The organism is Streptomyces sp. JB150, from assembly GCF_011193355.1.
GTDB lineage: Bacteria > Actinomycetota > Actinomycetes > Streptomycetales > Streptomycetaceae > Streptomyces.
This window is the reverse complement of sequence record NZ_CP049780.1, coordinates 2,325,857-2,350,711: the sequence shown is the minus strand read 5'-3', so window position 1 is coordinate 2,350,711 and position 24,855 is coordinate 2,325,857. Positions and strand designations below refer to the sequence as shown.

Here is a 24,855-nt window from a genome sequence, read left to right as displayed (position 1 = left end):
CCGAATGCCCCTCCCCAAAGCAGAACTGCACCTGCACATCGAAGGAACCCTGGAGCCGGAGCTGGCGTTCGAGCTGGCCGCCCGCAACGGGGTGACCTTGCCGTACGCCACCACGGACGAGCTGCGCGCGGCCTACCGGTTCGAGGACCTGCAGTCCTTCCTCGACCTGTACTACGCGCTGATGGCCGTCCTGCGCACCGAGCGGGACTTCGAGGACCTGGCCGACGCCTATCTCGCCCGCGCCGCCGCGCAGGGCGTGCGGCACGCGGAGATCTTCTTCGATCCGCAGGCCCACCTCGCGCGCGGCGTGGCGATGGGCACGGTCGTGGAGGGCCTGTGGCGGGCGCTGCGGCGCGGCGAGGCCGACCACGGCGTCTCCACCCGGCTCATCATGTGCTTCCTGCGCGACGAGTCCGCCGAGTCGGCCCTGGCCACCCTGGAGGCGGCGAAGCCGTACCTGGACCGGATCACCGGCATCGGCCTGGACTCCGCCGAGGTCGGGCACCCGCCGGCGAAGTTCCGCGAGGTCTACGAGGCCGCGGCCGCGCTCGGACTGCGCCGGGTCGCGCACGCGGGCGAGGAGGGGCCGGCGGCGTACATCACCGAGGCCCTGGACGTGCTCGGCATCGAGCGCGTCGACCACGGCCTGCGCGCCATGGAGGACCCGGCGCTGGTCGAGCGGCTGGTGCGGGAGCGGATCCCGCTCACCCTGTGCCCGCTGTCGAACGTCCGGCTGCGCGCCGTGGACACCCTGGCCGGCCACCCGCTGCCCGCGATGCTCGACGCCGGACTGCTGTGCACGGTCAACTCCGACGACCCGGCGTACTTCGGCGGCTACGCGGGCGACAACTTCGACGCCGTACGCCGTGAACTCGGCCTCTCCGACGAGCGGCTGCGCGAGCTGGCCCGCAACTCCTTCCTCGCCTCCTTCCTGGAGGACGACGAGGAGCGGCGGGCGCGCTACCTCGCCGAGGTGGAGGCGTACGCGTTCCCGCGGCCCGGACCCGCCGTGCCGTAGACGGCGCGGGTGGGGCGAGGATGGCGCTAGCGCCAGCGGACGGTGCCCCCGGACGCCGGTGCCGTCGCCTCGATCTTCGCCCGGACCTCCCGCATCACGGCGACGATCCGCTGCTCGTGCCCCGGCGTCAGCCGGACCACCGGCACCGAGCAGCTGATCGCGTCCTGGGCGGGGGAGTCGTACCGCAGGGCGAACCCGAAGCCGGCGATCCCCGGCACGCCCTCCTCGCGGTCGATCGCGTAGCCGCGCGCCCGCACCTCGGCGAGGTCCGCCGCCAGGGAGGCGCGCGTGGTGCGGGTGCGGGGGGTGAGGGCGGCGTACGGCTCGTCCGGCAGTTGGGCGTCGGGGCGTTCGGCCAGCAGCGCCTTGCCCAGGGCGCCCGCGTGGGCGGGGAGCCGGCGCCCGACCCGGCTGATGGTGCGCAGGTACTCGTGCGACTCCCGGGTGGCCAGGTACGCCACGTCCCGGCCGTCGAGCCGGCCCATGTGGATCGTCTCGCCGAGCGCGTCCGACGCCTCGTCGAGATAGGGCCGTACGAGCCGTACGCGCGGGTCGGAGTCGAGGTAGCCGGTGCCGGTCAGCAGGGCGCGGATGCCGATGCCGTAGAGCGAGCCGGTGATGTCGGTGCGCACCCAGCCGCGCGAGACCAGCGTCTGCAGCAGGGCGTACATCGAGCTGCGCGGGACGCCGAGGGCGTCCGCCAGCTCCTGCAGGCGCGCCGGACGGTCGCCGCGCGCGGTGAGCAGTTCCAGCAACTCCACCGTGCGCGCGGCCGACTTCACCTCGCGGACTCCGCCGCCGCCTGACTCGGACATGGGGAGATGGTAGTGCGGCGAGCACCGCGCCCCGATATCTTCATACGGGAACGTCGTCTACGTAGGGAGATGGCTGTGGCTCGTGACCGTGACCTCCGGATCGCCCGGGTCACCCTGACCCCCGTGCTGGTCGCCGACCCGCCCCTGCTCAACACCCAGGGCGTGCACCAGCCGTACACCCCCCGGCTGATCGTGGAGGTGACCACGGAGGACGGCATCACGGGCCTCGGGGAGACGTACGGCGACACGCAGTACCTCGACCTCGCCCGGCCCCTCGCCGCGCTGCTCACCGGGCACCGGGTCGACGACCTCAACGGGCTGTCCGCGCTCGCCGACCGGGTCGCCGTGGACGCCGCGCGGGTCGACGGCGCCCTCGACGTCGGCGGGCTGCGCGGCGTCCAGAGCGCCGAGAAACTGCGGCTGTCCGTCGTCTCCGCCTACGAGGTCGCCTGCCTCGACGCGCTCGGGCGCACGCTCGGGCTGCCCGTGCACGCCCTGCTCGGCGGCAAGGTGCGCGACACCGTCGACTACAGCGCCTACCTCTTCTACCGGTGGGCCGCGCACCCCGAGGGCGTCGCCGCCGAGCCCGACGACTGGGGCGCCGCCCTCGACCCGGCGGGGATCGTCGCGCAGGCACGCCGGTTCACCGAGCGGTACGGCTTTTGCTCCTTCAAGCTCAAGGGCGGCGTCTTCCCGCCCGACGAGGAGATCGCCGCCGTCCGCGCCCTCGCCGAGGCCTTCCCCGGGCACCCGCTGCGGCTCGACCCCAACGGCGCCTGGTCCGTGCCCACGGCGCTGAAGGTGGCGCGGGAACTGGAGGACGTCCTCGAGTACCTGGAGGACCCCGCCCTCGGTACGGCCGCCATGGCGGAGGTCGCCGCGGGGACGCCGGTGCCGCTCGCCACCAACATGTGCGTGACGACCTTCGCCGAGATCAAGGAGGCCTTCACACGGGACGCCGTCCAGGTGGTGCTCTCCGACCACCACTACTGGGGCGGCCTGCGCCGCACCCAGCAGCTCGCCGCGGTGTGCCGCGCCTTCGGCGTCGGCGTCTCCATGCACTCCAACACCCACCTCGGCATCTCGCTCGCCGCGATGACCCAGGTCGCGGCCACCGTGCCCGGCCCGCTGCACGCCTGCGACTCCCACTACCCCTGGCAGTCCGAGGACGTCCTCACCGAACGCCTGACGTTCCACGACGGCGCCGTCCGCGTCGGTGACGCGCCCGGCCTGGGCGTGGAACTGGACCGCGACCGGCTGGCCCTGCTGCACGAACGGTGGGCACGCGACGACGGCACGCTGCGGGACCGCGACGACGCGGCGGCGATGCGGGTCGCCGAACCGGGGTGGAGGGCGCCGGCGATGCCCCGGTGGTAGGGGGGCCGCGGCGGGACGGGCGGGTGACCGAGGGAGGGACCGACTGCTGGAGGACTCGCGGTGACGGCGAGGCGGCTGGTCGACGCCGTCACCGGGGTGCCGGGTGTGACGGAAGACGTGCTGTCGGTGGCGTGGTGCACACTGGCCTGACCCGCACCACGTTCAGGGAGTGCACCGTGAACGCGTCCGCCGGAGCCACCGCCTCCACCGTGCCGGCCTCGCTCGCCGCGCCCGCCCCGCAGGGCTGCCCGCCGCAGGTCGACCCCCTCGCCGCGCTGCGCGCGCCCGGCGATCCGCCCTGGGACGTCTACCTCACCGGCACCGTCTTCCTCGACATCATCTTCACCGGCCTCGACTCCGCCCCGGTGCGCGGCACCGAGTCCTGGGCGCGCGGCATGGGCTCCAGCCCGGGCGGCGTGGCGAACATGGCGACGGCGCTGGCCCGGCTCGGCCTGAAGACGTCCCTGGCGGCCGCCTTCGGCGACGACCACTACGGCGACTACTGCTGGGACGCGCTGGAGAGCGGCGAGGGCATCGACCTCACCCCCTCCCGCACCGTCCCCGGCTGGCACTCCCCGGTCACGGTCTCCATGGCCTACGAGGGGGAGCGCACGATGGTGTCCCACGGCCACGAGCCGCCCCCGGAGGAGCCCGCCCCCGACTGCCCGCCGCGCGCCCGGGCGGCCGTGGCGTCCCTGGTGCCCGGCACCTCCGCGCCGTGGATCGCCCAGGCCGCCGCGCGGGGCACCCGGATCTTCGCCGACGTCGGCTGGGACGACACCGGCGCCTGGGACCTCGCGGCCCTGCCCGACCTCGCGCACTGCGAGGCGTTCCTGCCCAACGCGGAGGAGGCGATGCGCTACACCGGCACGAGCTGCCCGCGCGCCGCCGCCCACGCGCTCACCGCGCACGTGCCGCTGGCCGTCGTCACCCTCGGCGCGGACGGCGCGTACGCGGTGGACCGGCGCACCGGCGAGACCGCCGAGGTCCCGGCCATCGAGGTCGAGGCCCTGGACCCGACCGGCGCCGGGGACGTCTTCGTGGCCGGCTTCGTCACCGGCACCCTCGCCGGCTGGGACCTCGCCGACCGCCTCGCCTTCGCCGGCCTCATCGCCGCCCTGTCCGTCCAGGAGTTCGGCGGCTCGCTCTCCGCGCCCGGCTGGGCCGAGATCGCCGCCTGGTGGCGCAAGGTCCGCTCCCTCGACGACCAGGACCCCACCGCCCTGCAGCGCTACGCCTTCCTGGCCGGTCTGGTCCCCGAGGACTCCGGCCGCCCCTGGCCGCTGCGCCGCGCCGTCCCCACCATCGGCTTCCGCCGCCCGGCCTGACGACCCGCCCCCGCCCCCCGGCACGACCCGCCCCCGCCCCCCCCGGCACGAGGCGGCTCCGACCCCCCGGCACGAGGCGGCTCCGACCCCCCGGCACGAGGCGGCTCCGACCGCCGCCCCGCGGAACGGAACCCCGCACGTGTCTTCCCTCACCGAGCCCCGTGCGAAAAGGCCTACGGGGTTGTCGGTGCTCCGTCGTACCCTGGGAGTCGCGAGGCCGCCCTCAGCTGCGCGGCCGTGACGAGGAGGAACCGCAGGCCTTCAGCGCCGGCCCATGACTCAGACACCCACACCGCACACCCCCGCGCAGGGGCAGGCGAGAGTGCAGTTCACCGTCCCCGCCCAGCACCCCATGGTGACCGTGCTGGGTTCCGGCGACTCCCTCCTGCGCGTGATCGAGAAGGCCTTCCCGGGGGCCGACATCCATGTCCGGGGCAACGAGATCAGCGCGGTCGGCGACCCGGCGGACGTCGCCCTCATTTCGCGCGTGTTCGACGAGATGATGCTGGTGCTCCGCACCGGGCAGCCGATGACGGAGGACGCAGTGGAACGCTCGATCGCGATGCTCAAGGCGAGTGAGGCCTCAGGGGACGCGGGCTCGGAGACCCCGGCCCAGGTGCTGACGCAGAACATCCTGTCCTCGCGTGGCCGCACCATCCGCCCCAAGACCCTCAACCAGAAGCGGTACGTCGACGCGATCGACAAGCACACGATCGTCTTCGGCATCGGCCCCGCCGGTACCGGCAAGACGTATCTGGCGATGGCGAAGGCGGTGCAGGCCCTGCAGTCCAAGCAGGTCAACCGCATCATCCTGACCCGCCCCGCGGTCGAGGCCGGAGAGCGCCTGGGCTTCCTGCCCGGCACGCTCTACGAGAAGATCGACCCCTACCTGCGCCCGCTGTACGACGCGCTGCACGACATGCTCGACCCCGACTCGATCCCGCGGCTGATGGCGGCGGGCACGATCGAGGTCGCCCCGCTGGCGTACATGCGCGGCCGTACCCTCAACGACGCCTTCATCATCCTGGACGAGGCCCAGAACACCAGCCCCGAACAGATGAAGATGTTCCTCACCCGCCTCGGCTTCGACTCGAAGATCGTGATCACGGGTGACGTGACCCAGGTCGACCTCCCCGACGGCACCAAGTCCGGTCTCCGTCAGGTCCAGGACATCCTGGAAGGCGTCGAGGACGTCCACTTCTCCCGGCTGTCCTCGCACGACGTCGTCCGGCACAAGCTGGTGGGCCGTATCGTCGACGCGTACGAGAAGTACGACAGCAAGCACGGCACGGAGAACGGCGCCCACAAGGGCCGTAAGTCCGCCGCCAAGGGCTCCAAGGGGAAGTAGACCAGCACGACCATGTCGATCGACGTCAACAACGAATCCGGAACCGAGGTCGACGAGCAGGCGATCCTCGACATCGCCCGCTACGCGCTCGCGCGGATGCGCATCCACCCGCTCTCCGAACTCTCGGTGATCGTCGTGGACGCCGACGCCATGGAGCAGCTGCACATCCAGTGGATGGACCTGCCGGGGCCCACGGACGTCATGTCCTTCCCGATGGACGAACTGCGTCCGCCGTCGAAGGACGACGACGAGCCCCCGCAGGGCCTCCTCGGCGACATCGTGCTCTGCCCCGAGGTCGCCGCCAGGCAGGGCGCCGAGGCGCCGACGAAGCACTCCATGGACGAGGAGCTGCAGCTGCTCACCGTCCACGGAGTGCTGCACCTGCTCGGCTACGACCACGAGGAACCCGACGAGAAGGCCGAGATGTTCGGCCTCCAGGCCGCCATCGTGGACGGCTGGCGCGCGGAGAAGGGCCTGACCGGCCCGTCCCCGGCCCCGACCGTGTCATGAGCCTTCCGCTCGTCACCGGCGCGATCGCCCTCGTGATCGTCGCCTGGCTCGCCGCCTGCGCCGAGGCCGGCCTGGCCCGCGTCTCCAGCTTCCGCGCCGAGGAGGCCGTACGGTCCGGCCGGCGCGGCGCCGACAAGCTCGCCCAGGTCGCCGCCGACCCCACCCGCTACCTCAACGTGGCGCTGCTCGTCCGCGTCGCCTGCGAGATGGCCGCCGCCGCGCTGATCACCTACGGGTGCCTGCGCGAGTTCGGCAGCGTCACCCAGGCCCTGCTCATCGCCATCGCGGTGATGGTCCTGCTGTCGTACGTCGCCGTCGGGGTCTCCCCGCGCACCATCGGCCGCCAGCACCCCGTGCACACGGCGACCGCGGCGGCGTACGTGCTGCTGCCGCTGGCCCGGATCATGGGCCCGGTCCCGTGGCTGCTGATCCTCATCGGCAACGCGCTCACCCCCGGCAAGGGCTTCCGGCACGGCCCGTTCGCCTCCGAGGCGGAGCTGCGGGCCCTGGTCGACTACGCCGAACGCGAGTCGCTGATCGAGGACGAGGAGCGCCGCATGGTGCACTCCGTCTTCGAACTCGGCGACACCCTGGTGCGCGAGGTGATGGTGCCGCGCACCGACCTCGTCGTCATCGAGCGGTTCAAGACCATCCGCCAGGCCCTCACCCTCGCCCTGCGCTCCGGGTTCTCCCGGATCCCGGTCACCGGCGAGAGCGAGGACGACATCGTCGGGATCGTCTACCTGAAGGATCTGGCCCGCAAGACGCACATCAGCCGGGACGCGGAGAGCGAACTGGTCTCCACGGCGATGCGGCCCGCCTTCTTCGTCCCGGACACCAAGAACGCGGGCGACCTGCTGCGCGAGATGCAGAAGGAACGCAACCACGTCGCCGTCGTCATCGACGAGTACGGCGGCACGGCCGGCATCGTCACCATCGAGGACATCCTCGAGGAGATCGTCGGCGAGATCACCGACGAGTACGACCGCGAGCTGCCCCCGGTGGAGGAGCTGGGCGAGGACCGCTACCGGGTCACCGCCCGCCTCGACATCACCGACCTCGGCGAGCTGTACGGCCTCGACGAGTACGACGACGAGGACGTGGAGACCGTCGGCGGCCTGCTCGCCAAGGCCCTCGGCCGGGTCCCGATCGCCGGCGCGTCCGCCGTGGTGCCACTGCCCGACGGCCGCGACCTGCGGCTGACCGCCGAGGCCGCCGCCGGCCGCCGCAACAAGATCGTCACGGTGCTGGTGGAGCCGGTGCCCCCGGCCGAGGAGACCGCGGAGGAGAAGCCGGAGTGACCCCGCGGGAGCTGCGCGCCCTGTGCCTGTCCTTCACCGCGGCCGAGGAGGACTTCCCCTTCGGCCCGGACATCTCGGTGTTCAAGGTCCACGGCAAGCTCTTCGCGCTGTCGTACCTGGACGCGCGGCCCCTGAAGGTCAACCTCAAGTGCGACCCGGAGGACGCGGTGCGGCTGCGCACCGCCCATCCGGACCTGATCGTCCCCGGCTGGCACATGAACAAGCGCCACTGGAACACGGTCACCGTCGACGCCGGGCTCCCGGACCGGCTGGTCCGGGAGCTGGTCGAGGACTCCTACGACCTGGTCGTCGCCGGGCTGCCGCGCGCAGCCCGGCTCCGCCTGGACCGTCCCTGAGGCCCACCGCGGGCCACCGGCCGTGCTCCTACGTATCCTCGGTCCATGACCGACAGCAGCGCGCTCGACCCCGAGGACCGCAAGATCGTGACCCTGGCCCGTTCCGCGCGGGCCCGCAACGGGGTGCCCGAGGGGGCGGCCGTACGTGACGAGACGGGCCGCACCTATGTCGCCGCCACCGTCGACCTGGACTCGCTGAGGCTGAGCGCCCTGCAGACGGCGGTCGCGATGGCGGTGGCGTCCGGGGCGAAGTCGCTGGAGGCCGCCGCCGTGGTGACCGAGGCGGAGTCGGCGTCCGACGCGGACCGGGCCGCCGTACGGGACCTGGGCGGACCCAAGACGCCGGTGCTGGTCGCGGGGCCGGACGGCACGGTCCGGGCGACGGTGACGGCGGGCTGACGCACGGACGGGGCCGCCGCGCCCCGACGACGCAAGGGAGCCGGGAGCCGATGACGGACCGACACCACCCGACGAGCGGGCACCAGCGCGCGGGACACCTCGGCACGGGCGCGGCCCTGGCGGCCGGGGCCCTCGCGGTCACCGGGCTCGCCGTCGCGCCCGCGGCGGCCGTGACCCCGCGGACGGCGACGCTCACGGCCGACTGCCGGACGCACGGCAGCGGCCCCGGCACCCTGACCGCCACCCAGAGCGGAACCACCGCCACGATGACCCTGAAGTCCACGGCGATCACCGCCCCCATCGGGCTCGCGGCCGACTCGATCACCTCCCGGCTCACCCTGGTGCGCCCGGACGGCACCACCGTCACCTTCAGCGGCACGAGGAACCCGGCCATGGCCGCGGGCGGCCCCGTCACCGTCGGCCCGCTCACCGGCACCGTCGCCCTCGGTGACCGCCTGGAGGGCTACGGCGGCTCCCTGCGGATGACGGCCTTCGGCATCACCGTCACCTGCACGGCGACCGCGCCCCAGGCACCGGGCCCGTTCGTCTTCGACTGACCGCACCGGCCGGCGGCAGGACCCCGTGACCGGCCGGCGGTCGCGGCGCGCGCCGCGAGGAGCGCGGGCCCGCGGACGGTCACGGTACGGCGGCGCTCCGGGGATCAGGGAGAATGGGCGGCATGAGCGTTCGCACCCAGTCATCCGAGCAGTCGGCCGAGGCAGTCCACCGGGCCGGTTTCGCCTGCTTCGTGGGCCGCCCCAACGCGGGCAAGTCCACCCTCACGAACGCTCTGGTCGGGCAGAAGGTGGCCATCACCTCCAACCGCCCCCAGACCACGCGGCACACCGTGCGGGGCATCGTCCACCGCCCCGACGCGCAGCTGATCCTGGTGGACACACCGGGGCTGCACAAGCCACGCACCCTGCTCGGCGAGCGGCTGAACGACGTCGTGCGCACGACGTGGGCCGAGGTCGACGTGATCGGCTTCTGCCTGCCCGCCGACCAGAAGATCGGCCCCGGCGACCGGTTCATCGCCAAGGAACTCGCGGCGATCAAGAAGACGCCGAAGGTGGCGATCGTCACCAAGACCGACCTGGTGGACTCCAAGTCCCTCGCCGAGCAGCTGATCGCCATCGACCAGCTCGGCAAGGAGCTGGGCTTCGAGTGGGCGGAGATCGTCCCGGTGTCGGCGGTCGGCAGCAAGCAGGTCGACCTGCTGGCGGACCTGCTGATCCCGCTGTTGCCCGAGGGCCCGGCGCTCTACCCCGAGGGCGACCTGACCGACGAGCCCGAGCAGGTCATGGTCGCGGAGCTGATCCGCGAGGCGGCCCTGGAGGGCGTCCGCGACGAGCTGCCGCACTCCATCGCGGTGGTCGTCGAGGAGATGCTGCCCCGCGAGGACCGCCCCGCCGACAAGCCCCTCCTCGACATCCACGCCAACGTCTACATCGAGCGCCCCAGCCAGAAGGGCATCATCATCGGCCCCAAGGGCAAGCGCCTGAAGGAGGTCGGCATCAAGTCCCGCAAGCAGATCGAGGCCCTGCTCGGCACGCCGGTCTTCCTCGACCTCCACGTGAAGGTCGCCAAGGACTGGCAGCGCGACCCCAAGCAGCTGCGCAAGCTCGGCTTCTGAGTTTCACCCGGCGGGCCCGGTCTCACCGCTGGGCCCGCAGCACGTCGCGGAACCAGCGGTACGACGCCTTCGGCGTGCGCGCCAGCGTCGTGAAGTCGACGTGGACCAGGCCGAAGCGGCGGGCGTAGCCCTCCGCCCACTCGAAGTTGTCGAGCAGCGACCAGACGAAGTAGCCGCGCACGTCCACCCCGGCCGTGAGCGCGTCGTGCAGGGCCCGGATGTGGCCGTCCAGGTAGGCGATGCGGTCCTGGTCGTCGAGCCCGTCGTACGCGCAGCCGTTCTCCGTGACGACCACCGGGGGGAGCCGGTCGCCGTAGCGGTCGCGGAACGCGGTCAGCAGCTCGGTCAGCCCCTCGGGGACCACCGGCCAGCCGAAGTCGGTCACCGGGCGGCCCTCGATCTCGCGGAGCGAGAAGGGCAGCTCGGCCGGCATGCGGACGCCGCTGAAGTCCGTCTCGGTGTCCCGCGGGGCGCCCACCCGGGCCGGCGCGTAGTAGTTCACGCCGTACCAGTCGAGCGGTTCGGCGATCACCGACAGATCGGCCTCGACGTCCCCCGGCATCAGCTCGCCGAGCCCGGCCGGGTAGGTGCCGAGCAGCAGCGGGTCGGCGAACAGGCGGTTCAGCAGGACGTCGTAGAACTCGGCCGCCGCCACGTCCGCGCCGTCCTCGGAGGCCGCCCAGGTCGGCCCGTGGGAGTTGGCGATGCCGATGTCCGTGGCGCCGGCCGCGCGCAGCGCGCGGACGGCCAGCCCGTGGGCGAGCAGCTGGTGGTGGGCCACCGGCAGCGCGTCGAAGAGCAGCCGCCGGCCGGGCGCGTGGGTGCCGAGGGCGTGGCCGAGCAGGGTGTGTTCGGCGGGCTCGTTGAGGGTGATCCACTTGCGTACGCGGTCGCCGAGGCGGCCGGCGACGACCGAGACGTACTCGGCGAAGCGCTCCGCCGTGTCCCGCCGCAGCCAGTCCAGGCCGAGCGGCAGGTCCCAGTGGAACAGTGTCGGCACCGGGCGGACGCCCGCCGCGCACAGGTCGTCCACGAGCCGGTCGTAGAAGTCCAGGCCGCGCGGGGACCGTACGCGCGGCCAGGACACCGAGAAGCGGTACGCGGCCACGCCGAGGCCGGCGAGGAGGGCGACGTCCTCGCGGTGGCGGTGGTAGTGGTCGCAGGCCACCGCCGCCGTCGAGCCGTCCTTCACCCGGCCCGGCTCGGCCGTGAACGCGTCCCACACGGACGGCTCGCGCTCGTCGGCCGCGCCCTCGATCTGGTGCGCGGAGGTCGACACGCCCCACAGGAAACCGTCGGGGAAGCGCGGTATCGGGGCCGTCGTCACGCTCCCTCCTTCAGCACGCGGGTGACCAGCGCCCGCAGGTCCTCCGGCAGCCCCGGGTCGCTCGCGTGGACGGTCCGGCCGTCCACCGTGATCTCGTAGTGGAAGCCGTCCGGCACCCCGGCCGGGCGGGTGCCCTGCCCGGCGGCCAGCGCCCGCCCGGCCAGGGCCTGCCACTCGGCGGCGTCGGGGCGGCCCGCGGTGTCGATCTCGGCACTCCGCTCGATGCCCGCGAAGCCGCCCGTGCGCCTCACCTGAATTCGCATGGGTCCCTGTCTAGTACGGATGCCGCGCGAACTACAGGGTGCTCACTCCAGGGTGGGAACTCCAAGGTGGTGTGTACAGCGTGCGGACTACAGGGTGCGGACGCCGACCTGCTCCCACGCCTTGCGCACCGCCTCGTGCTCGTCGCCGCCGTCGCCGTAGCGCTCGCGGGCGGCCCTGACGGTGAGGGTGGCGAAGTCCGTGAAGCGGGCCCGCTCGGTCAGCTCGCCGCCGGTCAGCACGTCGTACCAGACCTGCCCCGCCTTCTCCCAGGCGTGGCCGCCGATCGCGGTCGCCGCGAGGTAGAACGCGTGGTTGGGGATGCCGGAGTTGATGTGCACGCCGCCGTTGTCACGGCCGGTGCGGACGTAGTCCGCCATCCTCGCGGGCTGCGGGTCCTTGCCGAGGACGTCGTCGTCGTACGCGGTGCCGGGCGCCTTCATGGAGCGCAGCGCCGTCCCGCTGACAGCCGGTCCGAGCAGGCCCGCGCCGATCAGCCAGTCGGCCTCGCCGGCGGTCTGGCCCAGCGTGTACTGCTTGATCAGCGAGCCGAAGACGTCGGACATCGACTCGTTCAGGGCGCCCGGCTGACCGTAGTAGGTGAGGTTCGCCGTGTACTGGGTGACGCCGTGGGCGAGTTCGTGGCCGATGACGTCGACCGGGATGGTGAAGTCGAGGAAGACCTCGCCGTCGCCGTCGCCGAAGACCATCTGCTCGCCGTTCCAGAAGGCGTTGCCGTAGTTCTCGTCGTAGTGGACGGTGGCGTCCAGGGGCAGGCCGTCGCCGTCGATGGAGTGGCGGCCGTAGGCCTTGAGGAACAGCTCGAAGGTGGCGCCGAGGCCGGCGTAGGCGCGGTTGACGGTGGCGTCCCGGCCGGGCTCCTCGCCCTCGCCGCGCACCTTGGTGCCGGGCAGGGCGGTCTTGTGCCCGGCGTCGTAGATCGTGCGCAGCGGCTGGTCCGACGGTGCCTTGGCCCGCGGCGCGGCGGCGAGGCGGAACTCGGTGGTGACCCGGCGGTGGCCGCGCAGCGCGCTGTCGCGGACCAGGGTGCGGCGGGCGGGTCCGGAGAGGGCGGGGTCGTCGTGGCGGGCGAGCTGGTCGAGGATGTGCGGCGGTACGACGGTGCAGAAGACGGGCTCGTGGCCCCCGTGGGTGCTCATACCAGGCACCATCGCACCGCGTGACCGCGCTGTCACGAGCGGCAACTATGATGGGGGAAATGCGGCGACGGAGGGCTCCGCCCGCCCCCGTCGAGTGGTATGGCGCACTTTTTGTCCGCTATGCCGCCGCAGTCCCGCATACTGAAACACACCCGCGCATCCGAAGGGGCTCCGCTAGCATGCTGCGCATCATGCGTTTCGGGCTGCTTCTTCTTAGCTGCCGCGGCGAGGGCCTGTAGTCCAGGTCGACTCCCTCCCCGCGGAGCTCGGTGTTGCCGTCGGCCGTCCTTCCCGGACACCTCAAGGAGCCCCCGCATCATGGCGAATCGCCAGCAGCCCAGTTCCATGCCGATCCACAAGTACGGCCGCTACGAGCAGGTCGACATCCCGGACCGCACCTGGCCGGACCAGCGGATCACCCAGGCCCCCCGATGGCTCTCGACCGACCTGCGGGACGGCAACCAGGCCCTGATCGACCCGATGTCGCCGGTGCGCAAGCGGGCGATGTTCGACCTGCTGGTCAAGATGGGCTACAAGGAGATCGAGGTCGGCTTCCCGGCCTCCGGCCAGACCGACTTCGACTTCGTCCGGTCGATCATCGAGGACGAGGGCGCGATCCCCGAGGACGTGACGATCTCCGTCCTCACCCAGGCCCGGGAGGACCTGATCGAGCGGACCGTGGAGTCCCTGAAGGGCGCCCGCCGGGCCACCGTGCACCTGTACAACGCGACCGCCCCCGTCTTCCGCCGGGTCGTCTTCCGCGGCTCGAGGGACGACATCAAGCAGATCGCCGTCGACGGCACGCGGCTGGTCATGGAGTACGCCGAGAAGCTGCTGGGCCCCGAGACCGAGTTCGGCTACCAGTACAGCCCGGAGATCTTCACCGACACCGAGCTGGACTTCGCGCTGGAGGTCTGCGAGGGCGTCATGGACGTCTGGCAGCCCGGCCCGGACCGCGAGATCATCCTGAACCTGCCGGCGACCGTGGAGCGCTCCACGCCGTCCACCCACGCGGACCGCTTCGAGTGGATGCACCGCAACCTGTCGCGCCGCGAGTACGTCTGCCTGTCCGTGCACCCGCACAACGACCGGGGCACGGCCGTCGCGGCGGCCGAGCTGGCGCTGATGGCCGGTGCCGACCGCGTCGAGGGCTGCCTGTTCGGGCAGGGCGAGCGCACCGGCAACGTCGACCTGGTCACCCTGGGCATGAACCTGTTCTCGCAGGGCGTCGACCCGCAGATCGACTTCTCCCACATCGACGAGATCCGCCGTACGTGGGAGTACTGCAACCAGATGGAGGTCCACCCGCGCCACCCGTACGTGGGCGACCTGGTCTACACGTCCTTCTCCGGCTCCCACCAGGACGCCATCAAGAAGGGCTTCGACGCCATGGAGGCCGAGGCGAAGGCCAAGGGCGTCACCGTCGACGACATCGAGTGGGCGGTGCCGTACCTGCCGATCGACCCCAAGGACGTCGGCCGCTCCTACGAGGCCGTGATCCGCGTCAACTCGCAGTCCGGCAAGGGCGGCGTCGCGTACGTGCTGAAGAACGAGCACAAGCTGGACCTGCCGCGCCGGATGCAGATCGAGTTCTCCAGGATCATCCAGGCGAAGACGGACGCCGAGGGCGGCGAGGTCACGCCGAAGGACATCTGGGCGATCTTCGAGGACGAGTACCTGCCGAACCCGGAGAACCCGTGGGGTCGGATTCAGGTCAAGAACGGCCAGTCCACCACCGACCGGGACGGCGTCGACACGCTCACCGTGGAGGCCACCGTGGACGGCGCGGACACCGTGCTGACCGGTCAGGGCAACGGACCGATCTCGGCCTTCTTCGACGCGCTGCAGTCCATCGGGATCGACGTACGCCTGCTGGACTACCAGGAGCACACGATGAGCGAGGGCGCGTCCGCGCAGGCCGCCTCCTACATCGAATGCGCGATCGACGGCAAGGTGCTGTGGGGCATCGGCATCGACGCCAACACCACCCGCGCCTCCCTGAAGGCGGTCGTCTCGGCCGTCAACCGGGCCGCGCGCTGACCGTCCGGACCGGGGGTTTCGCGGACCCCGCCCGCCGGATCGCGGTGCGCTCCGGCGGGCGGGGCCGGTCGTTTACCGGCCACTGACCCGACCAGGTCACGGAAAGGTCTCGTCCCGGGTGCTGACTAGCCCTGACGGATGTGGCTAACATCACGCCAGCGCGGCGATGTTGCCGCGGGGTTACGGAGGTGCTGCGACGTGCTGCCAGGACGGGGACGAGACGGCCGTGTCACCGGGCTTTCGCGCATGGTGGGCACCCGTACCGCGTGGACGGCCCTCACCGACGGGGACTTCTTCTGCCCCGGCTGCGGCGGTGACCGCAACTACCAGCGGCTGGCCGGGCGCCGCCGGTTCACCCTGCTCGGCGTGCCGGTGTTGCCGCGCGGGGCGTGCGGGCCGGTCGTGGAGTGCGCGGCCTGCCGCCGCCACTACGGCACCGACGTGCTCGACCACCCCACCACCACCCGCTTCTCCGCGATGCTGCGCGACGCCGTGCACACCGTCGCCCTCGCGGTGCTCGCCGCGGGCGGCACGGGCTCCCGTACGGCCCTGGAGACCGCCGCGCAGGCGGTGCGCGCGGCCGGCTTCCCGGACTGCACCGAGGAGCAGCTGGCCGCCCTCGTCGAGGCGCTGGAGGCGGACACCGGCCGGATCACCGGCGAGCCCTGCGGGCCGGGGCTGGCCATCGAACTGCACGAGGCGCTGGATCCGCTGGCCCCGCACCTCGCTCCCGCCGGACGTGAATCGATCCTGCTCCAGGGCGCGCGGATCGCCCTGGCCGACGGCCCGTACACCACCGCCGAACGCGAGGCGCTGGCCACGGTGGGCGCCGCGCTCACCATCGGCGGCGACGAGGTGAACCGGCTGCTCGCGGCGGCGCGTACGCCCTCCTGATCTCCCCGCGTGCCCCGGCGCCAGCGACCCGGCCCCGGGGACGCCCCTCGCGGTGGCCGCGGCCTCGGCCTCACGCGCGACGAGGCGCCCCTCCCGCGCCGGGCCCGCGACCGGGCGCGCCGGTGAGCGTGGCGCACGGGTCGGGACGGGGCACGCCTGGCGTGAAGGGCGCCTCCTCCTGGAGGCTCATGGACGCCCTCGAAGGCTCATGGAGGCCCTTGGAGGCCCGCCCTACAGGAGTCCCGCCGCCGAGAGGCACTTCCCCACCCGCCGCACCTCGTCCTCCGACAGCGGCACCTGCGGCTCCGCCGTCGCCGGGCAGGCGATCACGCCGCGCAGGTGGAGCGCCGCCTTGAACGCGCCGATCGCGGACGAGCCGGGGCCCATGCGCGCGGGGTCGCCGGCGTGCACGAGGCCGAACAGGGCGCACAGCCGCTCCTGCTCGGTGCGGGCGCGTTCCGTGTCGCCGGCGCGGCACAGGCGGTCGAGGCGGACGTAGCCGTGCGGGTCGACGTTGGCGAGGCCGGGGACGGCGCCGTGCGCGCCGAGGGCGAGGGCGGCGTCCACGATCAGTTCCGAGCCGGTCAGGACGGTGAAGCCGGTCAGGCCGGCGCGGGTGCGGGCGCCGGTGACGACCTCGCGGAAGGCGGCCAGGTCGCCGCTGGAGTCCTTCAGCCCGGCGAGGACCCCGTCGGCGGCCAGGTCCAGGACCAGGTCCGCGGGGAGCTTGGTGTGGACGGCGACCGGGATGTCGTAGGCGAGGACGGGGACGGGGGACGCGGCGGCGACCGCGCGGTAGTGGCGGGCGATCTCCGCGGGGTGGGTGCGGGCGTAGAACGGCGCGGTGACGACCACGGCGTCGGCACCCGCCGCCGTCACCGCGGCCACGTGCTCCAGGACCCGGGGCGTCGTCATGTCGATCGCGCCCGCGAGCACCGGCAGCCGTCCCGCGACGTGCCGCACGGTCTCCGCCACCACCAGCCCGCGCTGGGCGTCCGTCAGATACGCGGCCTCCGATGTGGAGCCCAGCACGAACAGGCCGTGCACGCCGGCCGCCGTCAGGTGGTCGAGCAGCCGGTGCAGCGACTCCACGTCCACCTCCCGCTCCGGTGTCAGCGGGGTGCAGACGGGCGGGACGACACCGGTGAGCGGGGCGGGGACGGGCATGGCGGCTCCCTCGGCTGACGGGACCGGCGCCCGACGGCGCCGGTCGGCTCGTGCTCCTCTCCGGATGGTGGCACCGCGGGCGGCGCCCCGGCAGGGCGCCGGTCGGGAAACCGGGCATCCGGGTGGCGCCGCCCCCTGTACGGCGCCACCCGGACGCGGGTGCCGAGGGCCCCGGGAAGGGGGCCCACGGCCCGTCAGGGCAGCTCCGCCATGTAGTACTTGTCCCGGTCGGAGTCGTAGACCAGCTCGCCCGCCGCGTCGTAGCCCTTGATCCGCGGCGCCCGCGTGACCTGCTGGTCGAGTTCGCCGGTGGCGATGTACCAGCCGTGGTCCAGGACGGCGGGCCGGGTCTCGCCGTCGCCGTAGGAGACGGTCACCCTGGCCACCGAGGGGTCGACGAGGCCGATGCTGCCCCAGCGGAACGGCAGCTTCCAGTTCCCTCTGTCCATGGCCGACTGCGCGTAGAGCTTGAGCGCGTTGATGTCCGGGACGACGGGGCCCTGGTCCGGTGGCCCCTCGGCGACGCCTCCGCTGTTCACCCCGGCCACCTCGCCGTCCTTGACGGTGCAGATCACCCGGGTCCTGGCGGCGTCGTCGCGGGCCGCGACCACGAAGTGGCCGTTCCCGGGGGAGTTGCTGTCGCCGGTGCTGCGCATGGCGAGCAGGATCCGGTACTCCCCGGCAACGCCCAGCCCCTGGTGCGGTCCCCGCCCGAGGTCGGAGCCCAGGCAGTCCTCCAGCATGGACACCGCGGACTCCCGCGTCACCCCGTCGAGGAGCTGCCCGTCGGTGGCCGGACCCGAAGGGCCGGACGGAGTCGCCGAGGCCGTGGGCACGGGCGACCGCGAGGCCGTCGCGGACACGGCCGGGGACGCGCCCTCCCCGCCCCGGTCCGCGCCGCCCAGCGCGTACGCCCCCACCGGCGCCACGGCCAGCGTCACCAGCGCCGCCCCGGCCGCCGCCACCCGCCGGCGCCGCTCCGCCACGCCCCGGCGCCGGATCGCCGGGTAGGGCGCCATCGACGGCTGGAGGGTGAGCGCGTCATCGGTGAGCAGTGCCCGCACCCGCTCCGCGAACTCCCGCTCGCCGTCGGCTCCCTGCCACGCGTCCACCCGCTCGTCCCCGTTCACCTGCTGTCTCCCTGCCTGGACGGCACACCCATCGCCTGGGCGAGCCCCGGATACGTACGCAACTTCGCCAGTCCCTTGGCCGCCTGGCTCTTGACCGTGCCGGGCGAGCAGCCGAGGGTGTCGGCGACCTCCGCCTCGGACAGGTCCTCCCAGTAGCGCAGGACCACCACCGCCCGCTGCCGCGCGGGGAGTCCGGCCAGCGCGGTGAGCAGCGGCGAGCGCTCCACCACGCGCCCCACGGTCTCGTCGTGCCCCGCCCGCTCCGGCGGCGAGGCGGTCAGCGCCTCGCTGACCCGCCGTTTGCGGAAGCGGTCGCTGTTGCAGCTGACGAGCATCCGGCGGACGTACGCCTCCGGGTTGTCGCTGCGCGAGATCCGCCGCCACGAGCGGTAGGCCTTCGCCAGCGCGGTCTGCGTCAGGTCCTCGGCGTGGTGCGCGTCACCCGTCAGCAGATAGGCGGTCCGCACCAGGTGTGACCACCGTGCTCTGACGAACTCCTGGTACTGGGCCTCGTGTTCGGCCTTCATCAAGCACCCTCCTCGCCCTCCAGACCACCGTCCGGACGGAATCGGTTGCCCGGAGGGTCCGAGGGATTTCCGGGGCGGTGCGGGAGTGGCTAGGCCAGCACCTCCGACAGGACGGCCGCGGTCTGCGCGATCAGGGCGTTGTCGCGGACCGCCGCCGGGTCGAACTTGCGGGACAGGACGGCCAGGACGACCGGGGTGCCGTCCGGGGTCCAGGCGATGCCGACGTTGTTGTTGGTGCCGTAGGCGCCGCCCCCCGTCTTGTCGGCCACCGTCCAGGTGGGCGGGACACCGGCGCGCAGCCGGTCGCCGCTGGTGGTGTTGTGCAGCAGCCAGTGGGTCAGCAGCTCACGGTCGGCACCGGGGAGGGCGTCGCCGAGGACGAGCCGGGCGTAGGTGCGGCCGATCGCGCGCGGGCTGGTGGTGTCGGTGACCCGCCACGGCTCCGCCGAGTTCAGCTCCGTCTCCCAGCGGTCCAGGCGGGTCACCGGGTCGCCGAGGGAGCGGGCGAACCGGGTGATCGCCGTGGGGCCGCCCAGCTCGCGCAGCAGCAGGTTTCCGGCCGCGTTGTCGCTGAACCGGATGGTCACGTCGCACAGTTCGGCGACGGTCATCCCCTCGGCGAGGTGCTCGCGCGTCTTGTCGGAGCCGTCCACCAGGTCCGCTTCCGTGTAGTGGATGCGGCGGGCCAGGAACTCCCCGTCCCGGTCCAGGTCGCGCAGGACCGCGGCGGCGGCGAGGGTCTTGAAGACGGAACAGATCGGGAACAGGTCGTCCGCGTGATGCCGGACGGTGCGTCCGGTGCGCAGGTTGCGGGCGTAGACGCCGAGCTTGGCGCCGTAGTGCCGCTCCAGGTCGCGCAGGCGTCCGGTGACCCCGGCCGGCGCGCCGGAGGCGTGCGCCGCGGCGGGGATGAGCGCGGCGGCGGTACCGGCGGCACCGGCGGTGAGGAGGGTACGGCGGCGTAACGACATCGAGGGCTCCTTCGTGATCGTCTCTGCCCGTGATCGACGCCGTCGCGGCCCGCCTCGGTTGCGGCTGGACCGCGCGCCCGGTCGCGCTGCCGCCGCTAGTCGCAGTGCCTGTCCCGTACCGGCCGCTCGCCCGACGCCAGGAATCGGGAGACCGTCGCGTCGCCGCAGGCGTTGCCGTGGGCGAGGTAGGCGTCGTGGCCCGTGGAGTCGACGACGACCATGCGCGCCCGGTCACCCAGGGCCGCGCGCAGCTTCAGGGCCCCGGCGAGCGGGGTGGCCGGGTCACGCTCGTTCTGTACGAGCAGGATGTTGGAGGGCCCCCGGTCGGTGATCCGCACCGCGGGCTCCCTGGGCGGGAAGGGCCAGGCGGCGCAGAGCATCGCGTTGCGCGGCATGCCCGCGGTCAGCGGGTGGGCGGCCCGGCTGCGGGCGACGTCCTTCCGGTACCCGGCCGGGTCCTCGGGCCAGGCCACGTCGTTGCACAGGGTCCCGGCGGCCACGGCGGTCACGTTCTGCAGCACCTCGTCCGGCGGCGACGCGGGGGCGGGCGGCACGGTGCCGCGCTGCGCGGCCAGCATCAGCCGCGCGAGACGGGGGAAACGGGCGGGAGAGTAGAGGCTCTCCAGCATGGTCTGGCGCAGTACGTTGCCGTTCAGCTCCTCGGGGTTGGCGCCCGGCCAGGGGATCGGCTCGGCGTCGAGACGGGCGGCCAGCCGCAGGAACAGGGGGCGGACCTCGGCGGCCGTCCCGGCGATCCGGTCCGGATTGCCGGGGTGCGACGCCCACCGGGCGAACTCGGGGAACACGTCCTCGACGCCCTGTTCGTACCCGGCGAGCCAGGCGCGAGCCACGCGGGCGGGGTCGGGGTCGTCGTTGCTGTCGAGCACGATCCGGTCCGTGCGGTGCGGGAACAGCTGGCTGTACACCGCGCCGACGTACGTGCCGTACGACACGCCCCACGCGGACACCTTGCGCTCGCCCAGCGCGGCGCGCACCCGGTCGAGGTCGCGGGCCTCGTTGGCGGTGCTCAGATGCCGGATCAGCTCGCCACCGTGGTGGGCGCAGGCGTCCGCCATCCGCCGCGCGTCGGCCAGGTTCCCGTCGATCGAGCCGTCGGGGGCGGGCCAGGGCCGCAGCTTCACCGGGGCGAGGTCACCGTGGTCCAGGCCGCAGCCGACCGGAGTGGACGGGGCGAGACCGCGCGGCGCGAAGCCGACCAGGTCGAACCGGTCCCGCACCTCCTGCGGCAGCTTCTGCCCCTTCTTCGACGGGTCGTCGAGGCTGGAGCCGCCGGGGCCGCCCGGGATCAGCAGGAGGACACCCCGCCGCTCGGCCGGGTCCTCGCTCCGGATGCGCGAGATGGCGATCTCGATCGTCCCGGCGCCCGGATCGGCGTAGTCCATCGGCACCTCGACGGTGGCGCACTGCTGCCGGGCGTCGGGCGCGCCGCCCGCACACGCACCCCAGTCGAGGGAGGGCCGCGGGGCGGCGGCGGACGGGGCGGCGAGCCCGGCGAACAGCAGGGCGGCGGAGGCGGCGACGAGGCCGACGGTGCGCGTGGTCTTCTCCATGCCCACGAGCCTCGCCGATCCCCGCCCGCTCCCACATCCGGGCAACGGCCCGGTTTTCACGGGGGTTTACCCCAGTGCCACTCCTCCGGGACGTCCCTCAGCCGGCGGTGCGCGCCGTACGGATGAACGCGGTCCAGGCGGCCGGTCCGACAAGGATCACGGGCCCGTCCGGGACCTTGCTGTCCCGGACGGGGACGACACCGGGGACTCCGTCGGCGACCTCGACGCAGTCGCCGCCATTGCCGTCGCTGTGGGTGCTCTTGCGCCAGCGGGCGTGGGTCAGGTCGTACTCGCGCATCGTCTGTGGTCCTCCGCCGCCGATTCGATCAGGGCCAGGGACGCGTCAGGCGACAACGCGGCGGCCCTCAGCAGATCGTAGGTGGCTTGCGTGCGCTTCACCACAGGCGGATCGTCAAGGAGGCTCCCCGAATACACGGCTTCTGTATAGACCGTGGGGGGAGCGTCCTCGAACTCCATGTACTTCAAAGATCCGGTCATGATGGCGTACGCGCCTGCCGTGTACGGCAGCACCTGGAGCAGCACGGTGCGCTCTCGTGCCAGCGTCGCGATGTGCTCCAGCTGGCCGGCCATGGCGGCTGGGCCGCCGACCGGGGTGCGCAGCACGTTCTCGTGCAGGATCGCCCAGTACGTCGGCCGGGCGGCGTCCCGCAGGATCCGCTGCCGCTCCAGCCGACCGCTCACCTTGTCCTCGATGTGCTCCTCCGGCGCCAGCGGGTTCATCGCCAGCGTGACCGCGCGGGCGTACGCCGCCGTCTGGAGCAGGCCCGGTACAAGTGCCGGTGCGAACTCGCAGATCTTGGTCGCCAGCGCCTCCAACTCGGCCGCCTGGGCAAAGTACTCCGCATAACGCCGGTCATTGATGAGCTTCCTGCACAACCGCTCGAAAATACCGTCGGTTTGCAGGACCTCGTCGATGCGCTGGGCGATATCCAGCTGAGGTTTTCGAATGGCCTGCTCGAACTGACCGATATAAGCACCGGAGACGAATACCCGCGCCCCCAGGTCGACTTGGGTGATGCCCGCGTCCTCGCGGCGTCGCCTCAGCTCCGCTCCGAAGAACTCCCAGGCAGCCTGCCGTGAACCATTGGCCATGGCCAACCCCTTTGTCCTGCCCCGCACTTGTAGCGCACAAGCTTCTGTCGAGTGTAGGGCCGGCGGACGATGCTGGAGAGGGAAAGAGTGAAACCCGAATACCCAGGGGAGCCACGTGGAGGCACAGCACCGATTGCAGGAAATGCGAACCGCAGGAAAAGGCCGGAAACCAATGACACCGACGAAGCCGCCGATCGGCTCGTACGTCGTCGACACCCGCACCGGGAAGGTGGGCATCGTGATGGGCCACGAGGGACCCTACGTACAGCTGAGACCGTACGGCGGCGGCAGGGAGTGGGACGCGGACCCACGGAGCGTACGCAACGCCACCCCCGCGGAGCGCCTGCGCGCCGCGACCGCGTACGCCAACGCGCGCAGCCGGGGCGAGGTCCCTTGACGCGGCGCGGGCGTACCCGGCCGGGGACCCGCGCGCGTAGGCGAGAATGGGTCCATGAGTCTGTTCCGCGACGACGGCATCGTGCTGCGCACCCAGAAGCTGGGTGAGGCGGACCGGATCATCACGCTGCTCACGCGCGGTCACGGGCGGGTACGCGCCGTGGCGAGAGGCGTGCGCCGGACGAAGTCCAAGTTCGGGGCGCGCCTCGAACCGTTCTCCCACGTCGACGTGCAGTTCTTCGCGCGCGGCAGCGAGCTGGTGGGGCGCGGGCTGCCGCTGTGCACGCAGAGCGAGACCATCGCGCCGTACGGTGGCGCCATCGTCACCGACTACGCCCGGTACACCGCCGGGACGGCGATGCTGGAGACCGCCGAGCGGTTCACCGACCACGAGGGCGAGCCGGCCGTGCAGCAGTACCTGCTGCTGGTCGGGGCCCTGCGCACGCTCGCCCGCGGCGAGCACGCCCCGCACCTGGTGCTCGACGCGTTCCTGCTGCGCTCCCTCGCCGTCAACGGCTACGCCCCCAGCTTCAGCGACTGCGTGAAGTGCGGGATGCCCGGTCCGAACCGCTTCTTCTCGGTGGCCTCCGGGGGCTCGGTCTGCGTGGACTGCCGGGTGCCCGGCAGTGTCGTACCCTCGCCGCGGACCCTGGAGCTGCTGGCCGCGCTGCTTACGGGAGACTGGGAGACCGCGGACGCGTGCGAGCCGCGGTACGTGCGGGAGGGCAGCGGGCTGGTGTCCGCCTATCTGCACTGGCACCTGGAGCGCGGGCTGCGTTCCCTGAGGTACGTCGAGAAGTAAGAGAAGCAAGGGAGACGAGACGCTCATGGTCGTACGCGGGTTCCTGGGGCGCCAGCGCCGCGAGTACAGGACGCCGGAGCCGCACCCGTCCGGCGCGCGGCCGCCGAAGCTCCCCGGCGAGCTGGTGCCGAACCATGTGGCGATCGTCATGGACGGCAACGGCCGCTGGGCCAAGGAGCGGGGCCTGCCGCGCACCGAGGGCCACAAGGTGGGCGCCGAGCGCGTGCTGGACGTGCTGCAGGGCGGCATCGAGATGGGTGTCGGCGCCATCTCCCTGTACGCCTTCTCCACCGAGAACTGGAAGCGCTCCCCCGAGGAGGTGCGCTTCCTGATGAACTTCAACCGCGACTTCATCCGCAAGTCCCGCGACCAGCTCGACGAGCTGGGCGTGCGGGTGCGCTGGGTGGGCCGGATGCCCAAGCTGTGGAAGTCGGTCGCCCAGGAGCTGCAGATCGCCCAGGAGCAGACCAAGGACAACGACCGGCTGACCCTGTACTTCTGCATGAACTACGGCGGCCGCGCCGAGATCGCCGACGCGGCGCGGGCCATCGCCGAGGACGTGAAGGCCGGGCGGCTCGACCCGTCGAAGGTGACCGAGAAGACCGTCCAGAAGTACCTGTACTACCCGGACATGCCGGACGTCGACCTGTTCCTGCGCCCGAGCGGCGAGCAGCGCACGTCCAACTACCTGCTGTGGCAGAGCGCGTACGCCGAGATGGTCTTCCAGGACGTGCTGTGGCCGGACTTCGACCGCCGTGACCTGTGGCGGGCCTGCCTGGAGTTCGCCTCCCGCGACCGCCGCTTCGGCGGCGCGATCCCCAACGAGGAACTGCTGGCCATGGAGGGCCGGACAGAAGGCTGACCGTGCACGGGGCGGCTGCGAGGTCTTCAGGGACGCGGGGAACCGCGCGACCAGCCACCACGAACCCGCAGCCGCCCACGCACCGCACCTCCCACGGCGAACCCGCGAGCCCCGCTCAACCGGCGGCGCACTCCGCGCAGGTGCCGAAGATCTCCACCGTGTGCGCCACGTTCACATAGCCGTGCTCGGCCGCGATGGCGTCCGCCCACTTCTCCACGGCCGGGCCCTCGACCTCGACCGCCTTGCCGCAGACGCGGCAGACCAGGTGGTGGTGGTGCTCGCCGGTCGAGCACCGCCGGTACACCGCCTCGCCGTCGGAGGTGCGCAGCACGTCGACCTCGCCGGCCTCGGCGAGGGACTGGAGGGTGCGGTAGACCGTGGTGAGCCCGACGGAGTCGCCCTTGTGCTTGAGCATGTCGTGCAAGTCCTGCGCACTGCGGAACTCGTCGACTTCGTCGAGGGCTGCCGCCACGGCGGCACGCTGCCGGGTGGCGCGGCCCTTCACGGGCGGTCCAGCGGTCGTCACCGGTTGCCTCCTCACGTCTGCTG

The 24,855-nt window shown here is 72.7% G+C and carries 27 protein-coding genes; 15 read left to right on the top strand and 12 right to left on the bottom strand.

Translation table 11 applies throughout. The features are described 5' to 3' along the window. Nucleotides 1–4: 4 nt before the first annotated feature. A complete protein-coding gene (locus G7Z13_RS10985) occupies nucleotides 5–1,018 on the top strand; it encodes an adenosine deaminase (protein ID WP_165998261.1) in 1,014 nt (337 codons plus the stop codon). Between the two features lie 26 nt (nucleotides 1,019–1,044). Here the strand turns inward: G7Z13_RS10985 and G7Z13_RS10980 are convergent, their stop codons facing one another. Next, nucleotides 1,045–1,833, bottom strand: coding sequence for an IclR family transcriptional regulator (locus G7Z13_RS10980; protein WP_165998260.1), 789 nt, complete (start codon nucleotides 1,831–1,833; stop codon nucleotides 1,045–1,047). A gap of 75 nt (nucleotides 1,834–1,908) precedes the next feature. On the opposite strand from G7Z13_RS10980, the gene G7Z13_RS10975 reads away from it, so the two are divergent. The 9 genes from G7Z13_RS10975 to era all read left to right on the top strand — a co-directional run bounded on the left by G7Z13_RS10975 (nucleotide 1,909) and on the right by era (nucleotide 10,085). Further along, nucleotides 1,909–3,210, top strand: a complete 1,302-nt coding sequence (locus G7Z13_RS10975) for a glucarate dehydratase family protein (protein WP_240926176.1) — start codon at nucleotides 1,909–1,911, stop codon at nucleotides 3,208–3,210. Between the two features lie 209 nt (nucleotides 3,211–3,419). Beyond that, nucleotides 3,420–4,538, top strand: a complete 1,119-nt coding sequence (locus G7Z13_RS10970) for a PfkB family carbohydrate kinase (protein WP_166004850.1) — start codon at nucleotides 3,420–3,422, stop codon at nucleotides 4,536–4,538. Between the two features lie 274 nt (nucleotides 4,539–4,812). Continuing rightward, nucleotides 4,813–5,886 carry a PhoH family protein gene (locus tag G7Z13_RS10965; RefSeq protein WP_165998255.1) on the top strand — a complete coding sequence of 358 codons (1,074 nt, stop codon included), beginning with the start codon at nucleotides 4,813–4,815 and terminating at the stop codon, nucleotides 5,884–5,886. Nucleotides 5,887–5,898: 12 nt separating this feature from the next. After that, on the top strand, nucleotides 5,899–6,396 hold the full coding sequence (gene ybeY / locus G7Z13_RS10960; protein ID WP_165998253.1) for an rRNA maturation RNase YbeY: 498 nt from the start codon (nucleotides 5,899–5,901) through the stop codon (nucleotides 6,394–6,396). Then, nucleotides 6,393–7,697 (top strand): hemolysin family protein, encoded by a 1,305-nt coding sequence (locus tag G7Z13_RS10955; protein ID WP_165998251.1) that lies wholly within the window; start codon nucleotides 6,393–6,395, stop codon nucleotides 7,695–7,697. Before ybeY ends, G7Z13_RS10955 begins: the two co-directional genes overlap by 4 nt. Then, on the top strand, nucleotides 7,694–8,053 hold the full coding sequence (locus G7Z13_RS10950) for an MmcQ/YjbR family DNA-binding protein (protein WP_165998248.1): 360 nt from the start codon (nucleotides 7,694–7,696) through the stop codon (nucleotides 8,051–8,053). The genes G7Z13_RS10955 and G7Z13_RS10950 overlap by 4 nt, the downstream gene beginning before the upstream one ends. Before the next feature lie 45 nt (nucleotides 8,054–8,098). Next, nucleotides 8,099–8,452 (top strand): cytidine deaminase, encoded by a 354-nt coding sequence (locus G7Z13_RS10945; protein ID WP_165998247.1) that lies wholly within the window; start codon nucleotides 8,099–8,101, stop codon nucleotides 8,450–8,452. A gap of 50 nt (nucleotides 8,453–8,502) precedes the next feature. Continuing rightward, entirely contained in the window at nucleotides 8,503–9,009 is a 507-nt protein-coding gene (locus G7Z13_RS10940) for a hypothetical protein (RefSeq protein WP_165998245.1), read from the top strand. A 122-nt stretch (nucleotides 9,010–9,131) separates the two neighbouring features. Next, nucleotides 9,132–10,085 (top strand): GTPase Era, encoded by a 954-nt coding sequence (era, locus tag G7Z13_RS10935; protein ID WP_165998243.1) that lies wholly within the window; start codon nucleotides 9,132–9,134, stop codon nucleotides 10,083–10,085. Between the two features lie 22 nt (nucleotides 10,086–10,107). On the opposite strand, the gene G7Z13_RS10930 is transcribed toward era, so the two are convergent. The 3 genes from G7Z13_RS10930 to G7Z13_RS10920 form a co-directional block, all read right to left on the bottom strand. Further along, nucleotides 10,108–11,412 carry a GH1 family beta-glucosidase gene (locus tag G7Z13_RS10930; RefSeq protein ID WP_165998241.1) on the bottom strand — a complete coding sequence of 435 codons (1,305 nt, stop codon included), beginning with the start codon at nucleotides 11,410–11,412 and terminating at the stop codon, nucleotides 10,108–10,110. Further along, a complete protein-coding gene (locus G7Z13_RS10925; RefSeq protein ID WP_165998239.1) occupies nucleotides 11,409–11,675 on the bottom strand; it encodes a protealysin inhibitor emfourin in 267 nt (88 codons plus the stop codon). Before G7Z13_RS10925 ends, G7Z13_RS10930 begins: the two co-directional genes overlap by 4 nt. A gap of 87 nt (nucleotides 11,676–11,762) precedes the next feature. Then, nucleotides 11,763–12,833: a M4 family metallopeptidase gene (locus G7Z13_RS10920; RefSeq protein ID WP_165998237.1), complete on the bottom strand. Its 1,071-nt coding sequence runs from the start codon at nucleotides 12,831–12,833 to the stop codon at nucleotides 11,763–11,765. 318 nt (nucleotides 12,834–13,151) lie between these two features. Between G7Z13_RS10920 and leuA the strand changes: the two genes are divergently transcribed. Together leuA and G7Z13_RS10905 are read left to right on the top strand one after the other, a co-directional pair. Further along, nucleotides 13,152–14,873: a 2-isopropylmalate synthase gene (gene leuA / locus G7Z13_RS10910; RefSeq protein WP_165998234.1), complete on the top strand. Its 1,722-nt coding sequence runs from the start codon at nucleotides 13,152–13,154 to the stop codon at nucleotides 14,871–14,873. A gap of 198 nt (nucleotides 14,874–15,071) precedes the next feature. After that, nucleotides 15,072–15,767 (top strand): TerB family tellurite resistance protein, encoded by a 696-nt coding sequence (locus G7Z13_RS10905; RefSeq protein WP_165998232.1) that lies wholly within the window; start codon nucleotides 15,072–15,074, stop codon nucleotides 15,765–15,767. 231 nt (nucleotides 15,768–15,998) lie between these two features. On the opposite strand, the gene G7Z13_RS10900 is transcribed toward G7Z13_RS10905, so the two are convergent. The 7 genes from G7Z13_RS10900 to G7Z13_RS10870 form a co-directional block, all read right to left on the bottom strand. Continuing rightward, complete coding sequence (locus G7Z13_RS10900) at nucleotides 15,999–16,934, bottom strand: dihydrodipicolinate synthase family protein (RefSeq protein WP_165998229.1); 936 nt, start codon at nucleotides 16,932–16,934, stop codon at nucleotides 15,999–16,001. Between the two features lie 194 nt (nucleotides 16,935–17,128). After that, entirely contained in the window at nucleotides 17,129–18,064 is a 936-nt protein-coding gene (locus tag G7Z13_RS10895) for a hypothetical protein (protein WP_240926175.1), read from the bottom strand. Then, nucleotides 18,061–18,591 carry a SigE family RNA polymerase sigma factor gene (locus G7Z13_RS10890; protein ID WP_165998227.1) on the bottom strand — a complete coding sequence of 177 codons (531 nt, stop codon included), beginning with the start codon at nucleotides 18,589–18,591 and terminating at the stop codon, nucleotides 18,061–18,063. Before G7Z13_RS10890 ends, G7Z13_RS10895 begins: the two co-directional genes overlap by 4 nt. Nucleotides 18,592–18,680: 89 nt before the next feature. Next, nucleotides 18,681–19,562 (bottom strand): class A beta-lactamase, encoded by an 882-nt coding sequence (bla, locus tag G7Z13_RS10885; protein ID WP_165998225.1) that lies wholly within the window; start codon nucleotides 19,560–19,562, stop codon nucleotides 18,681–18,683. A gap of 95 nt (nucleotides 19,563–19,657) precedes the next feature. Continuing rightward, nucleotides 19,658–21,133: an alpha/beta hydrolase gene (locus G7Z13_RS10880; RefSeq protein ID WP_165998223.1), complete on the bottom strand. Its 1,476-nt coding sequence runs from the start codon at nucleotides 21,131–21,133 to the stop codon at nucleotides 19,658–19,660. Between the two features lie 97 nt (nucleotides 21,134–21,230). Beyond that, the gene (locus G7Z13_RS10875; RefSeq protein ID WP_165998221.1) at nucleotides 21,231–21,431 is read right to left on the bottom strand and encodes a DUF397 domain-containing protein; all 201 of its coding nucleotides are present in this window, start codon (nucleotides 21,429–21,431) and stop codon (nucleotides 21,231–21,233) included. Further along, nucleotides 21,413–22,246 (bottom strand): helix-turn-helix transcriptional regulator, encoded by an 834-nt coding sequence (locus G7Z13_RS10870; protein WP_165998220.1) that lies wholly within the window; start codon nucleotides 22,244–22,246, stop codon nucleotides 21,413–21,415. Before G7Z13_RS10870 ends, G7Z13_RS10875 begins: the two co-directional genes overlap by 19 nt. Before the next feature lie 172 nt (nucleotides 22,247–22,418). Here G7Z13_RS10870 and G7Z13_RS10865 point away from each other — a divergent pair, with 172 nt between their 5' ends. The 3 genes from G7Z13_RS10865 to G7Z13_RS10855 are packed head-to-tail and all read left to right on the top strand — an operon-like array spanning nucleotide 22,419 to nucleotide 24,306. Next, nucleotides 22,419–22,643 (top strand): hypothetical protein, encoded by a 225-nt coding sequence (locus G7Z13_RS10865; RefSeq protein WP_165998218.1) that lies wholly within the window; start codon nucleotides 22,419–22,421, stop codon nucleotides 22,641–22,643. 54 nt (nucleotides 22,644–22,697) lie between these two features. Then, nucleotides 22,698–23,444, top strand: a complete 747-nt coding sequence (recO, locus tag G7Z13_RS10860) for a DNA repair protein RecO (RefSeq protein ID WP_165998215.1) — start codon at nucleotides 22,698–22,700, stop codon at nucleotides 23,442–23,444. 25 nt (nucleotides 23,445–23,469) lie between these two features. Further along, the gene (locus tag G7Z13_RS10855) at nucleotides 23,470–24,306 is read left to right on the top strand and encodes an isoprenyl transferase (RefSeq protein ID WP_165998212.1); all 837 of its coding nucleotides are present in this window, start codon (nucleotides 23,470–23,472) and stop codon (nucleotides 24,304–24,306) included. Nucleotides 24,307–24,421: 115 nt separating this feature from the next. On the opposite strand, the gene G7Z13_RS10850 is transcribed toward G7Z13_RS10855, so the two are convergent. Next, nucleotides 24,422–24,832 carry a transcriptional repressor gene (locus G7Z13_RS10850; RefSeq protein WP_165998211.1) on the bottom strand — a complete coding sequence of 137 codons (411 nt, stop codon included), beginning with the start codon at nucleotides 24,830–24,832 and terminating at the stop codon, nucleotides 24,422–24,424. Between the last annotated feature and the right edge of the window lie 23 nt (nucleotides 24,833–24,855).